Annotated in this window: 13 protein-coding genes; 6 read left to right on the top strand and 7 right to left on the bottom strand. The window is 71.0% G+C overall.

Going from position 1 to position 14,904, the window contains the following annotated elements:
- The first annotated feature begins 8 nt into the window (after window positions 1–8).
- From OHB49_RS11545 to OHB49_RS11520, 6 genes are all read left to right on the top strand, one after another.
- Window positions 9–1,274 (top strand): cytochrome P450, encoded by a 1,266-nt coding sequence (locus tag OHB49_RS11545; RefSeq protein ID WP_329160024.1) that lies wholly within the window; start codon window positions 9–11, stop codon window positions 1,272–1,274.
- On the top strand, window positions 1,271–2,104 hold the full coding sequence (locus OHB49_RS11540) for a thioesterase II family protein (protein ID WP_329160023.1): 834 nt from the start codon (window positions 1,271–1,273) through the stop codon (window positions 2,102–2,104). Before OHB49_RS11545 ends, OHB49_RS11540 begins: the two co-directional genes overlap by 4 nt.
- 73 nt (window positions 2,105–2,177) lie before the next feature.
- Entirely contained in the window at window positions 2,178–2,906 is a 729-nt protein-coding gene (locus tag OHB49_RS11535) for a class I SAM-dependent methyltransferase (RefSeq protein WP_329160021.1), read from the top strand.
- The gene (locus tag OHB49_RS11530) at window positions 2,903–4,741 is read left to right on the top strand and encodes an ABC transporter ATP-binding protein (RefSeq protein WP_329160019.1); all 1,839 of its coding nucleotides are present in this window, start codon (window positions 2,903–2,905) and stop codon (window positions 4,739–4,741) included. Before OHB49_RS11535 ends, OHB49_RS11530 begins: the two co-directional genes overlap by 4 nt.
- A complete protein-coding gene (locus OHB49_RS11525; protein ID WP_329160018.1) occupies window positions 4,738–6,495 on the top strand; it encodes an ABC transporter ATP-binding protein in 1,758 nt (585 codons plus the stop codon). Before OHB49_RS11530 ends, OHB49_RS11525 begins: the two co-directional genes overlap by 4 nt.
- A gap of 58 nt (window positions 6,496–6,553) precedes the next feature.
- Window positions 6,554–7,951, top strand: coding sequence for a salicylate synthase (locus OHB49_RS11520; protein WP_329160017.1), 1,398 nt, complete (start codon window positions 6,554–6,556; stop codon window positions 7,949–7,951).
- Window positions 7,952–8,265: 314 nt separating this feature from the next.
- On the opposite strand, the gene OHB49_RS11515 is transcribed toward OHB49_RS11520, so the two are convergent.
- The 7 genes from OHB49_RS11515 to OHB49_RS11485 all read right to left on the bottom strand — a co-directional run bounded on the left by OHB49_RS11515 (window position 8,266) and on the right by OHB49_RS11485 (window position 14,900).
- Window positions 8,266–8,988 carry a TIGR03943 family putative permease subunit gene (locus tag OHB49_RS11515; protein WP_329160016.1) on the bottom strand — a complete coding sequence of 241 codons (723 nt, stop codon included), beginning with the start codon at window positions 8,986–8,988 and terminating at the stop codon, window positions 8,266–8,268.
- The gene (locus OHB49_RS11510) at window positions 8,985–10,010 is read right to left on the bottom strand and encodes a permease (protein WP_329160015.1); all 1,026 of its coding nucleotides are present in this window, start codon (window positions 10,008–10,010) and stop codon (window positions 8,985–8,987) included. The genes OHB49_RS11515 and OHB49_RS11510 overlap by 4 nt, the downstream gene beginning before the upstream one ends.
- 134 nt (window positions 10,011–10,144) lie before the next feature.
- The gene (locus OHB49_RS11505; protein ID WP_329160013.1) at window positions 10,145–11,026 is read right to left on the bottom strand and encodes a metal ABC transporter permease; all 882 of its coding nucleotides are present in this window, start codon (window positions 11,024–11,026) and stop codon (window positions 10,145–10,147) included.
- Window positions 11,023–11,892 (bottom strand): metal ABC transporter ATP-binding protein, encoded by an 870-nt coding sequence (locus OHB49_RS11500; RefSeq protein ID WP_329160012.1) that lies wholly within the window; start codon window positions 11,890–11,892, stop codon window positions 11,023–11,025. Before OHB49_RS11500 ends, OHB49_RS11505 begins: the two co-directional genes overlap by 4 nt.
- An 11-nt stretch (window positions 11,893–11,903) precedes the next feature.
- Window positions 11,904–12,845 carry a metal ABC transporter solute-binding protein, Zn/Mn family gene (locus OHB49_RS11495; protein WP_329160010.1) on the bottom strand — a complete coding sequence of 314 codons (942 nt, stop codon included), beginning with the start codon at window positions 12,843–12,845 and terminating at the stop codon, window positions 11,904–11,906.
- Window positions 12,846–12,965: 120 nt separating this feature from the next.
- A complete protein-coding gene (locus tag OHB49_RS11490) occupies window positions 12,966–13,409 on the bottom strand; it encodes a Fur family transcriptional regulator (protein ID WP_329160008.1) in 444 nt (147 codons plus the stop codon).
- 315 nt (window positions 13,410–13,724) lie between these two features.
- The gene (locus OHB49_RS11485; protein ID WP_329160007.1) at window positions 13,725–14,900 is read right to left on the bottom strand and encodes a GTP-binding protein; all 1,176 of its coding nucleotides are present in this window, start codon (window positions 14,898–14,900) and stop codon (window positions 13,725–13,727) included.
- Window positions 14,901–14,904: the final 4 nt, after the last annotated feature.

Here is a 14,904-nt window from a genome sequence, read left to right as displayed (position 1 = left end):
GACCACCCATGACAACCCCCGCATCCCTGACGGCGTCCGACACCCCCGACGAGCCCACCACCGGTGCCGCGTCGGACCCCGCCGCCCCGCCCCGCGACTTCCCGATCCAGCGCGGCTGCCCCTTCGCCGCACCCGCGGAGTACGCCGCGATGCGCGTCGACGACCCGGTCGCCCGCGTCACCCTGCCGACCAAGCGGGAAGCCTGGGTGGTGACCCGCTACGACGACGTACGCGAACTGCTCTCCGACCCGCGCGTCAGCGCCGACATCCGCCGCCCCAACTTCCCGGCCCTCGGCGAGGGGGAGCAGGAGGCTGGGGCCAGGTTCCGGCCCTTCATCCGCACCGACGCCCCCGAGCACACCCGGTACCGGCGGATGCTCCTGCCGGTGTTCACAGTGCGCCGGGTCCGCGCGATGCAGCCCGCCGTGCAGGCACGCGTGGACGAGATCCTGGACGGCATGCTGGCCGTCGGCGGCCCGGCGGACTTCGTCTCCGCGTACGCCAACGCAGTCTCCACCTCGGTGATCTGCGAACTGCTCGGCATCCCCCGGAAGAATCTGGAGTTCTTCCGGGACGTCACCCGGATCTCCGGCTCCCGGAACAGCACAGCCGAACAGGTGTCCGAGGCCCTCGGCGGCCTCTTCGGCCTGCTCGCCGAGCTGATCGCCGAGCGGCGGGAGGAACCCCGCGACGACCTGATCTCCAAGCTCGTCACCGAGCACCTGATCACCGACAACGTGACGATGGACCAGCTGCTGTCCACCCTCGGCATCACGATCAACGCCGGCCGCGAGACCACCACCAGCATGATCGCCCTGAGCACCCTGCTCCTCCTGGACCAGCCGGAGCTGATGGAGGAACTGCGCCGCGACGCCTCCCTGATGCCCGCCGCCGTCGACGAACTCCTGCGTGTCCTGTCCGTCGCCGACTCCATTCCGCTGCGCGTCGCGGCCGAGGAAATCGAGCTGTCCGGCCGGACCGTCCCCGCCGACGACGGTGTCATCGCCCTCCTCGCCGGGGCCAACCACGACCCCGAGCAGTTCGACGACCCGGAGCGGGTCGACTTCCACCGCACGGACAACCACCACGTCGCGTTCGGCTACGGCGTGCACCAGTGCATCGGGCAGCACCTGGCGCGGCTGGAGGTGGAGGTCGCCCTGGAGACGCTCATCCGTCGCGTACCCACGCTGCGCCTCGCGGGGGACCGGGACCAGGTCGCGTTCAAGCACGACTCGGCCACCTTCGGCCTCGAAGAACTGATGGTGACCTGGTGACCGCATCCTTTTCGCCGAACGCCTCCGCCCGCGCCGCGCGCGCCGACAGCCCGTGGATCAGGCCGTGGGGCGCGGGGTCCGCGTCCAGGCTCACGCTGATCTGCCTGCCGCACGCCGGCGGCAGCGCGGGCTTCTACCGGCCCTGGGCGGCGCTGATGCCCCCCGAGGTCGAACTTATCGGCATCCAGTACCCAGGTCGCGAGGACCGTTTCGACGACCCGGAGTGCGCGGGCATGGGCGAGCTGGTGTCCGCGGTGGCGGATGCCGTCCTGCCGCTGCTCGACCGGCCGTACGCCCTCTTCGGGCACAGCATGGGCTCCGCCGTGGCCTGGGAACTGGCCCATGAGCTGGACCGCCGTGGTGCCCCTGGCCCGCGCCGGCTCTTCGCGTCGGGCCGGGCCGCCCCCGGCACGGCGGTGACCGGGCAACTGCACCGCCAGGACGACGACGTACTGTGCGCGGAACTGGGCCGGCTGGGCGGCACCAGCCGTGAGGTCCTCGACGATCCCGGGCTGCGCTCCCTGATCCTGACGGCCGTGCGCCACGACTACCGGATCATCGAGACCCACCGGCCGGCGCACCGGCCGCCGCTGGCCTGCCCGATCCATGTGCTGACCGGCAGCGCGGACCCGGAACTCGGCGAGGAACGCTGCCGTGACCGGGCCGGCGGCTGGGCGGACCTCACCACCGCCCGTACCGAGGTACGCGTCTTCCCCGGTGACCACTTCTATCTCACCCCGCGACGCCGTGAGGTGGTCGCCACCGTCCTGCGGAGGGTGGATCCCTCGCTGACCACGGGCGGCCGGCGCACCTGGCCGAGCACCCCGTGAGCCCCCACCGCCCGGCCGCCCGCACCCGGCCCGCCACGTTTGCCCCTTCGGCCACCCCCGCCTGGAGACTGTCGTGATCGACTACTACTCGACCTCGGCCGAGTTCTACGAGCTGGTCGCCACCCGGCACACCGCCAGCAGCGGTCCGCCGCTGACCCGCGTCCTCGCGGGACTGGACGTGTCGCACGGCCCCGTCCTGGAGATCGGCGCGGGCACCGGACGCGTGACCGAGGTCATCGCCTCCGCGCTGCCCGAGGCGGAGATCCTCGCGGCCGAGCCGTCGGCCACCATGCGGGCCGTGCTCACCTCCCGGGTCGCCCGCGACCCGGACCTGCGGCGCCGGGTGACGGTGGTCGACGGCGCCGCCCAGGACCTCGTCCTTCCCGAACGGCTCTCCGCAGTCGTCATCTTCGGCGTGGCCGGTCATCTCACCGTCCCCGTACGCGTGGCGCTCTGGAAGCGGCTAGCGGCCCGCCTGCCGGACGGGGCGCCCATCGTCGTGGAACTGATGGGGGTCTCCTCACCCCGCGTCATCCCCCCGGTGATGTCCCTCAGGGAGACCATCGGACGCCAGACGTACGAGTGGTGGATCGGCGGCGAACCCACCGAGGGCGACGCCATGCGGTTCACCACGACCTGGAAGGTGCTGCGCGACGGCCGCACGGTGCGCGAGGTCGCCGACAGCTACGACTGGCACACCTTCGACGTCGCCCGGCTGGCCCGCGAGGCAGGCATGACCAGCCGCCGCATCACCGAGGCGGGCGGCAGGCCCATCCCCGAAATCGGAGTACTCGTCAAGTGAAGTCACAACCGTCCGAGCCCGGCCCGGACTCGGTATCCCGAGACCCGGCAGCCCCCGGCGGGGGCACCGAGGCGCCCCCGCGCCCGCTCCGCGCGCTGGCCGAGCCCGTCCGGGGCCGACTGGCCGTCGCCGTCGGCCTTCAGACCGTCGCGGCCCTCGCCGGAGTGGTGCCGTTCATCGCCGTCTCCCAGATCGCCGACCGTCTCACCGGGGGGTCCCCCGCCGACGGTGACGCCCTGTGGCCACTGGTCATCCTGGCCTGCGCGGCGGGTCTGCTCGCCCTGGTGTGCGGCACGGCGGCCGGCGCCCTCGCCCACGTCGCCGACAACGACCTCCAGCTCGCCCTCCGCCGCCGCCTCGCCCGGCACATCGGGCGGCTGCCCCTCGGCAGGCTCACCGACCGGGGCACCGGCGAGGTCAAGCAGGCGGTGCAGGACGACGTGAGCGCGCTGCACACGCTGTTCGCCCACACCCTGCTCGACGTCGTCGCCGTGCTCACCGCCCCGGTGCTGGCACTGGCCTACCTGTTCACGGTCGACTGGCGCCTCGCCTTGGCCAGCGTCGTGCCCCTGCTGCTCGGCGCGTTCCTGTTCAGCCGTGCCATGGCGGGCGCGGCGGCACAGATGGCCGAGTTCGGCGCCGCGCTGGGGCGGATCTCCGCCGCCGCCGTGGAGTTCGCGGCCGGCATTGCCGTGTTCAAGAGCTTCGGGCGCGGAGGCAAGGCCCATGAGCGTTTCGTCGACGCGACCGAGGGCTTCGCGGACTTCTTCTCCCGCTGGGTCCGGACCACCCTGGTCAGCTCCACCGCCGCCGTGCTGGTGGTCGCCCCGGCCGTGGTCCTGCTGCTCCTGTCCGTGGTGGGCGCGGTGTTCGTCACCCAGGACTGGATGACCGGCGCGGAACTCGTCCCCTTCCTGCTGCTCGGCCCCGCCGTCGCCGCCCCCATGGGTGTCGTCGGCCCCCGCATCCAGCAGATCCGGGCCGGCCAGGCCGCCGCCGTCCGCATCACGGAGCTGCTGCACACCTCAACGCTCCCCGAGCCCACGACCCCCGCCCTGCCTGACGGCCACCACATCTCTATGCGCGGGTTGTCCTTCTCCTACGACGGGCAGACCGACGTCCTCAGCGGCGTCGACCTCGACCTCGCGCCCGGCACGGTCACCGCACTGGTCGGCCCCTCCGGCTCGGGCAAGTCCACCCTGGCCTCGCTGCTGCCCCGCTTCCACGACGTCACGGCCGGCACGGTGACCCTCGGAGGCGCCGACCTCCGTGACATCCCCGCGACCGAGCTGTACCGCCGGGTCGGCTTCGTCCTCCAGGACGTACGGCTGCTGCGCGCGAGCGTCGCCGACAACATCCGCCTGGGCCGCCCCGACGCCACCGACGAGGACGTCGAGCGGTGCGCCCGCGCCGCCCGCATCCACGACCGCGTCATGGCCCTCCCCGATGGCTACGCGACCGAACTCGGCACAGCCGTCACCCTCTCCGGCGGTGAGGCACAACGCCTCTCCATCGCACGGGCCTTGCTCGCCGACGCCCCCGTCCTCGTCCTCGACGAGGCGACCGCGTACGCCGACCCGCACTCCGAGGCACTGATCCAGGACGCGCTGTCCGCGCTCGCGGCCGGCCGCACCCTGCTCGTCATCGCCCACCGGCTGTCGACCATCCGCTCCGCCGACCGGATCGTGGTGCTGGAGGACGGACGCGTCACCGAACAGGGCCGACACGACGACCTGCTGGCCGCCCAGGGCCGCTACGCCGCGCTGTGGCAAGCCCAGCGGACCGCACAGCCGGACCGGGCGGCGGACGACATCCGAGAGGGAAGTGCACGATGATCCGTCAGCTCTACCGCGTCCTGGGGCCTGAGGGCTCCCGCCCGCTGAACCGGCTGCTCGTCCTCCAGTGCGGCGCGGCCGTCCTGCAGGGCGTGGCCTTCGCCCTGCTAGTGCCCGTCCTGCGGTCCCTGCTCGGCCCGGACCCCGACGACGTGTGGCCCTGGCTGACGGCGTTCGTCGGCTGCGCGCTCGCGTACGCCGTGCTCCAAGGCGCGGCCATCAGCGGCGGGTTCAGGGTCGGTTCCCAGCTCTCCCGGGTGCTCCACCGCCGTATGGCGGACCAAGCCCTGCGTCTGCCCCTCGGCTGGTTCACCGCCGGTCGCACGGCCGAGTTCAGCAGGCTGGCCGGACAGAACGTCATCCAGGTGATGAGCACACCGGCCCACCTGCTGCGCCCGTTCATCAGCTCCCTCCTCACCCCGGTGACGCTGGTGATCGCCACCTTCTTCTTCGACGTCCGCACCGCCCTGGTACTGCTGGTCTGCGCGCCCGTGCTACTCGCCGTCCAGTCGGCGAGCACGGCGGTGATGCGCCGGCTCGACCTCGGCCGCGACGCCGCGATCGGCGAGTCCGCAGACCGGGTCCTGGAGTACGCGCGCAACCAGCCGGTGCTGCGGGCGTTCGGCCGGACCGCGGAGGGCTACGGGGCGCTGGACGACGCCCTGGTGGCCGAGGCGCGCGCGGACCGGCGGCTCATCGCGCGGGGCCTGCCCGGACTGGTCTCCTTCTCGTTCGCCACCCGGCTCGTGTTCGCCCTGCTGCTCGCGCTGGGCGTGTCCTGGCAGCTCGACGGATCGCTCACCGTGCCCACCCTGCTGGCGCTCCTGGTGCTGCTGGTCCGCCTGATCGACAGCGTGTCGTCCGCCGCCGAGGCCGGCGCGGGCATGCGCATCGCCCGCAATACCCTGGAACGGCTCGGCGCGGTCTTGGAGGAACCGCCGTTCCCCCAGCCCGCCGAGCCGAAGATGCCCCGCGACGCGAGCGTGGAGTTCACCGGGGTCGGCTTCTGCTACGACGGCGGCTCGGCGGACGGGGCAGCCGCACGCCCGGTCCTCCACGACGTGACCTTCCGCCTGCCCGAGCGCAGCATGACGGCCCTGGTCGGGCCCTCCGGCGCGGGCAAGACCACGGTCGCCGGGCTGCTGGCCCGCTTCCGGGACACCACCGAGGGCACCGTCCACATCGGCGGCGTCGACGTCCGCGAGATCGCCGCCGACGACCTGGCGGCCCATGTCTCCCTCGTGTTCCAGGACGTCTACCTCTTCGACGACACGATCGAGGAGAACGTCCGCATCGCCGCCCCCGAGGCGAGCCCTGGCGACCTGGCCGCGGCCGCGGCCCTGTCCGGACTGGACCGCGTGATCGAGGAGCTGCCCGACGGCTGGGCCACGAAGGTGGGGGAGGGCGGCGCGCGACTGTCCGGCGGACAGCGACAGCGCGTGTCCATCGCCCGCGCCTTCCTCAAGGATGCCCCGATCCTCATCCTCGACGAGGCCACCGCCGCACTCGACCAGGAGAACGAGGCGCTGTTCGCCGAGGCCGTGCGCACCCTGGCCGACCGCAAGACCCTCCTGGTCATCGCGCACCGGCTGAGCACCGTCGTGAGCGCCGACCAGATCCTCGTTCTGGAGGACGGCGAGATCACCGAACGGGGCACGCACGACGACCTGGTCACGGCAGGCGGCACCTATGCCGCCTTCTGGGAACGACGGGCCCGCGCCCACGGCTGGCGACTGGAGGCGGCACCGTCGTGACCCCTCACCCAGCACCCGTGATCAACCGGACCCAGCGGCAGAGAGAAGGCACGACACGATGAGCACCGGATCCCGGAACACCTGGGAGGCATGGGCGAGGTCCGTCCCCCCGCTCGCGTGCGCGAGCACCCAGGAGCCCTGCCACGACCCGGCGGCCACCACCACCCGCCTCGCACAGGCGCGACTCGCCGACCAGTACGTGGTCTACGAGGCGCAAGGCGGCGTCTGGCACTTCGCGGCCGGCTCCGCCGTGAGCGTCACCGCCAGCGCCACCGGCATCACAGCGCAGGCCGCCGGGCGGACCTGGACCTCGCGCACCGACCGGAAACCACTGACGGCGTTCGCCACCGCCCTGTCCGCCCTGCGAGGCGCGGGTGGCGAAGGACGCCACTTCTACGGCTGGGCGGCCTTCGAACTCGCCCACCTCCTCCACGCGGACCCCGCGACGACCGGAGACCAGCCCCTGCTGCACGCGCTGATCCCGTCCGTCGAGGTGACCCTCACCGACGACCGGACGGTGGTCCGTGCGGTGGACGAGGCATGGGCGCGCAAGGTGGCCGACCTGCTCGCGGAGCCCGCGGCAGGACGGACCGCCTCCGACGAGCCGACGCGGGAGAGGACCGAGGGCGTCATCGCCGCCGGCACCGCCGCCTACGGCCAGGCGGTGTCCCGTACGGTCGAGGACATCCGCGCGGGCCTCCTGGAGAAGGCCGTGGTCTCCCGGAAGGTCCCGCTGCCTGCCGAGCCCCGCCCGGACTTTCCCGCGACCTATCTCGCGGGCCGCCGGGCCAACACACCGGCACGTTCCTACCTGCTCGACCTCGGCGGTTACCGGGCGGCCGGGTTCAGCCCCGAGACCGTTCTGGAGATCGGGGAGGACGGACGTGTCAGCACCCAGCCGCTCGCGGGCACTCGCGCACTGGGACCCGACCCGGCGGAGAACGAGCGTCGGCGCGCAGAACTGCTCAGCGACCCCAAGGAGATACACGAACACGCCGTGTCCGTACGCCTGGCCTGGGACGAGATGGCGGCCGTGTGCCGCCCCGGCTCCGTCGTGGTCGAGGAGTTCATGGCGGTCCGCCCGCGAGGGTCGGTGCAGCACCTGGCCTCGCGGGTGACGGGCCGGCTTCGGCCGGACGCCGGACCGTGGGACGCCTTCGCCTCCCTCTTCCCCGCGATCACTGCCACCGGCGTCTCCAAACGCGCCGCCCTTCAGGCTCTGGCCCGCCATGAGGACGGACCTCGGGGACTGTACGGCGGCGCGGTGTTCCGGGGGAGCACCGACGGCGCTCTGGACGCCGCCCTCGTCCTACGCACCCTCATCGGCGCGGGAAGCGAGGCGTGGCTGCGGGCGGGCGCGGGAGTCACCACTCAGTCCAGCCCCGAGCGGGAGATCGAGGAAACCTGCGAGAAACTGCGTAGTGTCGCTCCGCACCTCAGGTTCGCCGAGGACTGAGCCAGCATCTTCCGCAGAGCTGCCCGACGTCGTGATCGGCTTGGACCGTGGTGCGGTCCGGGCCGAGCAGGACGTCAGGCGGGCCACGCCCCCCGGGGCGGCCGTACGGTGATCGTCGGGCACACCTTCGATGGACGGCGGACCCTTGCCGGCTCAGCCCGGTCAGTCGGCTGGCATTACGCCCGCCCGCGCGCCGCCGTGTTGGCAAAGCCGGGAGGGCGATCAGCGCGGAGGCTCCCAATTGTGGACATCTGCAACGCGCAGGGCGGTCGTGTCGCGTCCAGCACTGTCCCTGTGTCCGTGCCTCTCGTGGATCAGCGCTTTTCGTACGGGTCCGTGGGCTGCTCCACCCGCCTGACCGTCTTCGCGTCCAGCACCGGGGGCCAGGCCGTCGACGAACCCAGCCTGCCCTCCGGGCGCCAGACGCCCGTGACCGTCACCCAGGTGTCCTTGGCCGGGGCGTCCGCAGCACGGATCTGCACTTTGCTCGTCGTAGCGTCGGCCGCGCAGCAGGACACCAGTAGGCGGGTCACGTACCAGCGGTCGTCGTCATCCCCTGTGACGAAGCCGGTGAACCTGACGGTTCGCCCTTTCAGGGAGCGTCCGCTGTCGTAGACGGCCCGTGAACTGAACTGGGCGATGGTCAGGTTCACCGGGTCACCGGCAGGCAGTGCCGGGAACGTGCCGACGCCTTGCGCCTCGCGTTGCGCCTGTTCACGTTCCGCGCTGTAGGAGCCGAGAGCGGGCGGCGGGAAGAAGAGGAGGGCGGCGGCGGGAAGGGCGATCAGCCAGGCGAGTCGTGGCGCGGCCGTGTCGGCGTGAGGGTGCCCGTGGCCGTGCGGCGTCTCGTCCGGGACCTCCCGAGCGGCCCTCACCCCCGCCGCCGCGCCCAGCAGCACCAGCAGCGCCCCGGACACGACCAGATACGGCCGCAGCCCCGGCTGCACGTACCGCAGATACAGAGCGCTGAACAGCGAGATCCGCAGCACCGCGCCGCCCACCAGCAGCAACACGACCGCTGACAGGTACCGCCTCACAGCAGCCACCACCCCACCACTACGCTGCCCGCCAGTGCGACCCCCCAGGTCACCGAGGAGAACCGGACGGCGAAAGTCCGGCCGAAGGTGCCCACTTGCAGTGCGATCAGTTTCAGGTCGACCGCAGGGCCGACCACCATGAAGGCCAGTTGCGCGCTTCGCGGGAACCCGACGAGCGACGCGGCCACGAACGCGTCGGCCTCGCTGCAGACGCACAGCACCACGGCGAGCAGCGCAAGGAACGGCACGGACAGCCAGGGCGATCCGGTGAAGAGGTCAAGGACCGAGCGCGGCACCGCGATGTTGAAGGTCGCCGCGGCTGCCGAGCCGAGCACGAGAAAGCCTCCCGCGTGCAGGAAGTCGTGCTGCAGGCCGGCTGCGAAGTCACCGGATCGGGAGACGCCGGCTCGTGGCGCTCCCCCCTTCGACAGTCGCAGCCACTCCTGACGGCCGAAGCGTGCCCACAGCCAGCCCATCACGACGGCGGTGGAGAGAGATGCCGCGAGCCGGGCCACCACCATCATCGGCTGCCCCGGGAACGCGATCGAAGTGGCCACGAGCACAACGGGGTTGATGGCCGGTGCGGAGAGCAGAAACGCGAGCGCGGCGGCCGGTGGTACCCCCCGCCGCATGAGGCTGCCGGCCACCGGAACGGACGCGCACTCGCACCCCGGCAGGAGGGCACCTGCCGCACCCGCGACGGGGACAGCGAGTGCCGGAGCGCGTGGCAGCAGACGGCTGAAGGCGCGCTCTGGGACGAATACGCCGATCGCAGCGGAGACGACCGTGCCGAGCAACAGGAAGGGGACTCCCTGGACCACGACAGCCGTGAAAACGGTCCACCAGGCAGCGACGGGCGGGGTGTAGAGGTCGAGCGCGAGCACCGGTCCGAGGAAGCCGGCGACTGTGCCGAGCGTGGCGAGCGAGAGCCCGCCGAGAACCACATACACGACGGCCCGTACCAACAGGCGCACGGCGTCGGCAAACCCGAGCCGGTTTCCCTCGTTCTTCTGCTCGCTCACACCACTCGCTTCGCCGCACAGGACCACGACCGTGCCGCACTCTAGCGACGGCGGCCGTGCGCCACGCGGACTTCCGGTCGAAGAGGGCCGTCATGAGGAGTGCCTCTTGACAACAGGCGTACCGAGACCCGATCTCAGGCGGGTTGTGGAGCCGCCGTGCGGCTGCCCCACCGTCGGGCACGGCAGGTGCCGGCGAATCGGCAGACCACGTAGATGCCGAACGAGATGGTGGTGACGTAGGGGCTGATGGGGATGGAGCTGCCCAGGGCCAGCAGGATGCCGCCCTCGATCGAGGCCACGGCGAAGACGACGCTGAGCAGGGGAAGCAGGACCGGCGAGGCGGTGACGCGGGCCGCGGCCGCGGCGGGGGTGACGACCAGCGTGAGGACCAGCAGTGCGCCCACGACCTGTACGGAGAGGGCCACGGCGAGCCCGAGCACGATCATGAAGGCGAACGAGAGGCCGCGTACCGGGACTCCTCGCGCCGCGGCTACGTCCGGGTCGGCGCTGGCGAATGTCAGCGGACGCCACATCACCACCAGCGCGGCGAGAACCACCGCGGAGGTTCCGAGAAGCCAGGCCGTCTGCGGGGCGTCCACGGCCACGATCTGGCCGGTCAGCAGACCGAACTTGTTCGCCCCCCGGCCCTTGTAGAGGGCCAGGAAGAGCACGCCGAGGCCCAGGCCGAACGGCATGAGGATGCCGATGGCCGAGTTGCGGTCGCGGGCCCGTGTCCCGAGGAGGGCGATCACGCCGGCGGCGAGCAGTGAGCCCACGATGGAGCCGGCGACGATATTCGTGCCCAGCAGCAGGGCGGCCGAGGCGCCGGCGAAGGAGAGTTCGCTGATGCCGTGGACCGCGAAGGGCAGGTCGCGCATGATGACGAAGACCCCGGCCAGGCCGCCGATGAGGCCGAGCGCGGCGCCGGCGATGAGGGAGTTGCGGACCAGGGCGAGGAGCTCGCCGTAGTTGTCGAAGCTGAAGATCTGATGCCAGATCCCGTCGGCGAACGTCATGGACGTACTCCTTCCCTGGCGTCGGTGTGGTGGGGTGGGGCGGCCGGATCGTCGGGTGTGCCGACGACCACGACGCGGCCGCGTACCCGGACGACGTCGACCTGGGTGTTGTAGAGCTGGGACAGGGATTCGGAGGTGAGTACCTCGTCGGGGGTGCCGACGCGGTGGCCGCCCGGTGCCAGGTAGAGGACGCGGTCGACGAGGTCGAGCACGGGGTTGATCTCGTGGGTGACGAAGACGACCGCAGTGTCGTGGGTGCGGCGGCGGGCGTCGACCAGTTCGGTGATCGCCCGCTGGTGGTGCAGGTCGAGCGAAGTCAGCGGTTCGTCGCAGAGCAGGATGCGGGGGTCGGTGGCCAACGCCTGGCCTATGCGTACGCGTTGGCGTTCGCCACCGGACAGCATGCCGAGTGGGACGTCGGCGTAGGCGGAGGCACCGACCGCCTCCAGCATCTCGTTCACCTGGCGGCGGACGGCAGCCGTGCGCAGACCTGGTCCGAAGCGGTGCCCGTCGATGCCGAAGCGGATCAGGTCGCGGGCGCGCAGGAGCGCCTGGGCGGACAGCTCTGCCTGCTGGGGGATGTAGCCGATGTGCCGGGCGGCCTCGCGCGGGGATCGGCCAAGGACGGTCAGCGTTCCGGCGGACAGGGGCTGCCGACCCAGAAGGGCTCGCACGAGACTGCTTTTGCCCGAGCCGTTCGGCCCGAGCACGGCCAGGAACTCGCCCGGCCGTACGTCGAGATCGAGGTTCTGCCACACCGTGCGCTCGCCGTAGGACAGGGCGGCGCCCCGCAGGCCGATCACCGGGGCGGAGCCGGTTCCCCGGTGATCGGTGCTGCCCCGGCGGGCCTGGGGTACGTGGGCCATGCCGTGCTGCCTCACTTGTCCAGCGCGGTCGCGAGCGCGTCGACGTTGGCGGTCATCCAGCCGAGGTAGTCCATGCCCTCGGGCAGGGTCTCGGTGACGGGGACGACGGGGATGCCCGCCGCCTTGGCTGCATCCTTGACCTTCTCGGTTTGGGCCCCGGAGGTCTGCGCGTTGTAGACGAGCGCCTGAACCTGCTTGTCGCTGTACAGCTTCAGGGTCTCCTGCAGGACCCTCGGGGCGACGTCGTCGCCTTCCTCGATGGCCTCGCTGAATTCGTCGGGCGTCTTGTTGACCAGCCCGCTCGCCTCGGTCAGGTACAGCGGTACGGGTTCGGTGATGCCGATGCCCTCGCCGCTGTGCGCCTTCTTGATGTCCGCTTCCTTCGCCTCCAGCGCGGCGAGCTTGTCCTTGAAGGTCTCGGCGTTCTTGGTGAAGGTGGCGGCGTCCGCGGGGTGAGCCTTGCCGAGAGCGGCGGCGATCCGGTCGGCGATCTTGGAAACGGTGGGGAAGTCGTACCAGACGTGCTCGTTGAGCTCGCCACCTTCGGGGGCGGCCTTGCCGGAGACCTTCACCGCGTTGATCAACTCGGCGGAGGAGTTGTTGCTGCTCTTGAGCATGCGGTCGACGAAGTCGTCGTAGCCGCCGCCGTTCTCGATGACGACCTCGGCCTTGGAAAGGGCCAGCTGGTTCTGGGTGTTGGCCTCGAAGGAGTGCGGGTCCTGGTCGGGGTCGCTGAGGATCGACGTGACGTCGACCTTGTCGCCGCCTATCTGCTCGGTGATGTCGCCGTAGACGTTGGTGGAGGCGACCACCTTGACCTTTGAAGAGGAGGCGGCGCCCTGCGCGGTGCTGCTATCACTGCCGGAGTCGGACGACGAGTTGCCGCAGCCCGCCAGGAGAGCCAGGGAAGCGCCGGTGATCAGCGCGAGGCGCCGGGACGGGGACGTGGGCATGGGATTCCTCCAGGACAGAAGTGAAAGGGGTGCTCGACCCCTCACGCTAATTGAAAACGAATGTCACCACCATGTTCGCTTCGATAGAAATGACAATCGTTGCCAAGTCTTGACGTCCGGCTATGGGTGCGGCGCCTGCCTGTCGGACTGGCTCTGGCAGCGGTCGCAGACTCCCGAGAGCTCGACGGTGTGCTCGATCTCGGCGAAGCCGGTCGCCGTGGCAACGTCGTTGGTCCAGCGTTCGACGGCTTCCGCCTCGACGGCCAGGCTGAAGCTGCAGCTCCGGCAGACGAGATAGTGGCGATGCCCGTCTGCGGGGCGGGGTCGGTACAGGCGCTCACCGGTCTGTTCCCGTACGACGTCCACGTGCCCGTCCCGCTCCAGCATCCGCAGGGTCCGGTACACCGTGGTCAGACCCACCGTGGCGCCGCCGGCGGTCAGTGTCGCGTGCAAGTCCCTTGCTGATACGAAATCGCGGCAGTCGAGCAGCGTCCGGAGAACGGCGGCCCGCTGCCGGGTCGACCGCCACGTCGACACGCGCTCGCCGGTCGACACACCGTCCATGACGCCTGCCTCCCGCGGGGGTTGGGGATCGATCCGCCGCCCAGGCTAGATGAAAATGAATTCCATGACTACTAATGTTCGGGGCCCGAGGCGGGCGTAGCTGCGGTGGTGACGCCCGGGGAGGGAAGGCGTGCGGCGTTCGGTCCCGGCGGTCCTGAACTCCGTGACTGGTTGAAATTCGGAATGGTGATGGCAACGCGATCGTGAGGGGCCGGGACAGTACGAGCCCGTAAGGCCCCCGCACCGCCGAGTGGTCCATCCGCCTGACCGGGCTGGGTAATGCCGTGGCTGCGACCACCACCCGGCCCGGAGATTTCAGACGAGCGGTGCCGCCCCGCCCTGCTCGTGGGCGCAGGTGTCGTGAGCTTCCGGGGCGTCCCACTGCGGGAAGGGGTCCTCACCGCCGGTCCATTCGCCGTCCAGGAGGCAGCTCTCCAGGGCGGTCTGCAGGGCCGTCGCCTCCAGGTCCGACCCGATGAACACCAGCTCCTGGGCGTGCTGTTCCGGCCGTTCGGCGTCGATGGTCCCGGCGGGCTCGAAGCGGGCGACGCTGCCCGCCTGGGACCACAGTCCCGTCACACCTGCGCGTCCGGCCAGTGTGAAGAAGCCCTTGCTGCGCAACACGGTTCCGAACTCGCCGCTGTCGAGCCGCTCGGTGATCAGCTGCCAGAGTCGACGCGGGTGGAAGAGCCGGTCGGCGCGGAACAGAGTGGACGAGATCCCGTACTCCTCTGTCTCGGGGACGTGCTCACCGTTGAGCTCCTGTACCCAGCCCGGGGCCAGCTGCGCTTGTTCGACGTCGAAGAGGCCGGTCCCGAGCACGTCGGAGGCACGTACCTGCCCTCGGACGGCGTCCAGCTGGCGGGCGCCCGGATTGAGCTGGGTGAGGATGCCGCGCAGGCGTTCTGCCGATGCTTCGTTGACGAGGTCGAGCTTGTTCAGGACGATCACGTCGGCGAATTCGACCTGGTCGATGAGCAGATCGCTGACGGTGCGCTCGTCGTCCTCGAAGGGCGCGACTCCGCGCGCAGCGAGCTCGTCGCCGGTTCCCAGCTCGCCGAGGAAGTTGGCCGCGTCCACCACGGTGACCATGGTGTCGAGCCGGGTGAGGTCGTCGAGCGTCGCCCCGTCGTCGCGTGCGAAGGAGAAGGTGGCTGCCACCGGCATGGGCTCGGAGATACCGCTGGATTCGATCAGGAGATAGTCGAAGCGTCCCTCCCTGGCGAGGCGTTCCACCTCTTCGAGGAGATCGTCCCGGAGCGTGCAGCAGATGCAGCCGTTGGTCATCTCGACCAGTCGTTCCTCCGTACGGGACAGAGCAGCATCTCCGCCGCGCACCAGTGCGGCGTCGATGTTGATTTCGCTCATGTCGTTGACGATGACAGCGACCCGCAGCCCCTCGCGGTTGGACAGCAGGTGGTTGAGCAGGGTGGTCTTGCCCGCTCCCAGGAAGCCGGAGAGGACGGTTACCGGCAGGCGGTCGTGCGGCATGCTG

This window comes from Streptomyces sp. NBC_01717, from assembly GCF_036248255.1.
In the GTDB taxonomy this organism is placed as follows: domain Bacteria; phylum Actinomycetota; class Actinomycetes; order Streptomycetales; family Streptomycetaceae; genus Streptomyces.
The sequence above is the reverse complement of the archived record's forward strand: the minus strand, read 5'-3'. Positions and strand labels throughout refer to the sequence as shown.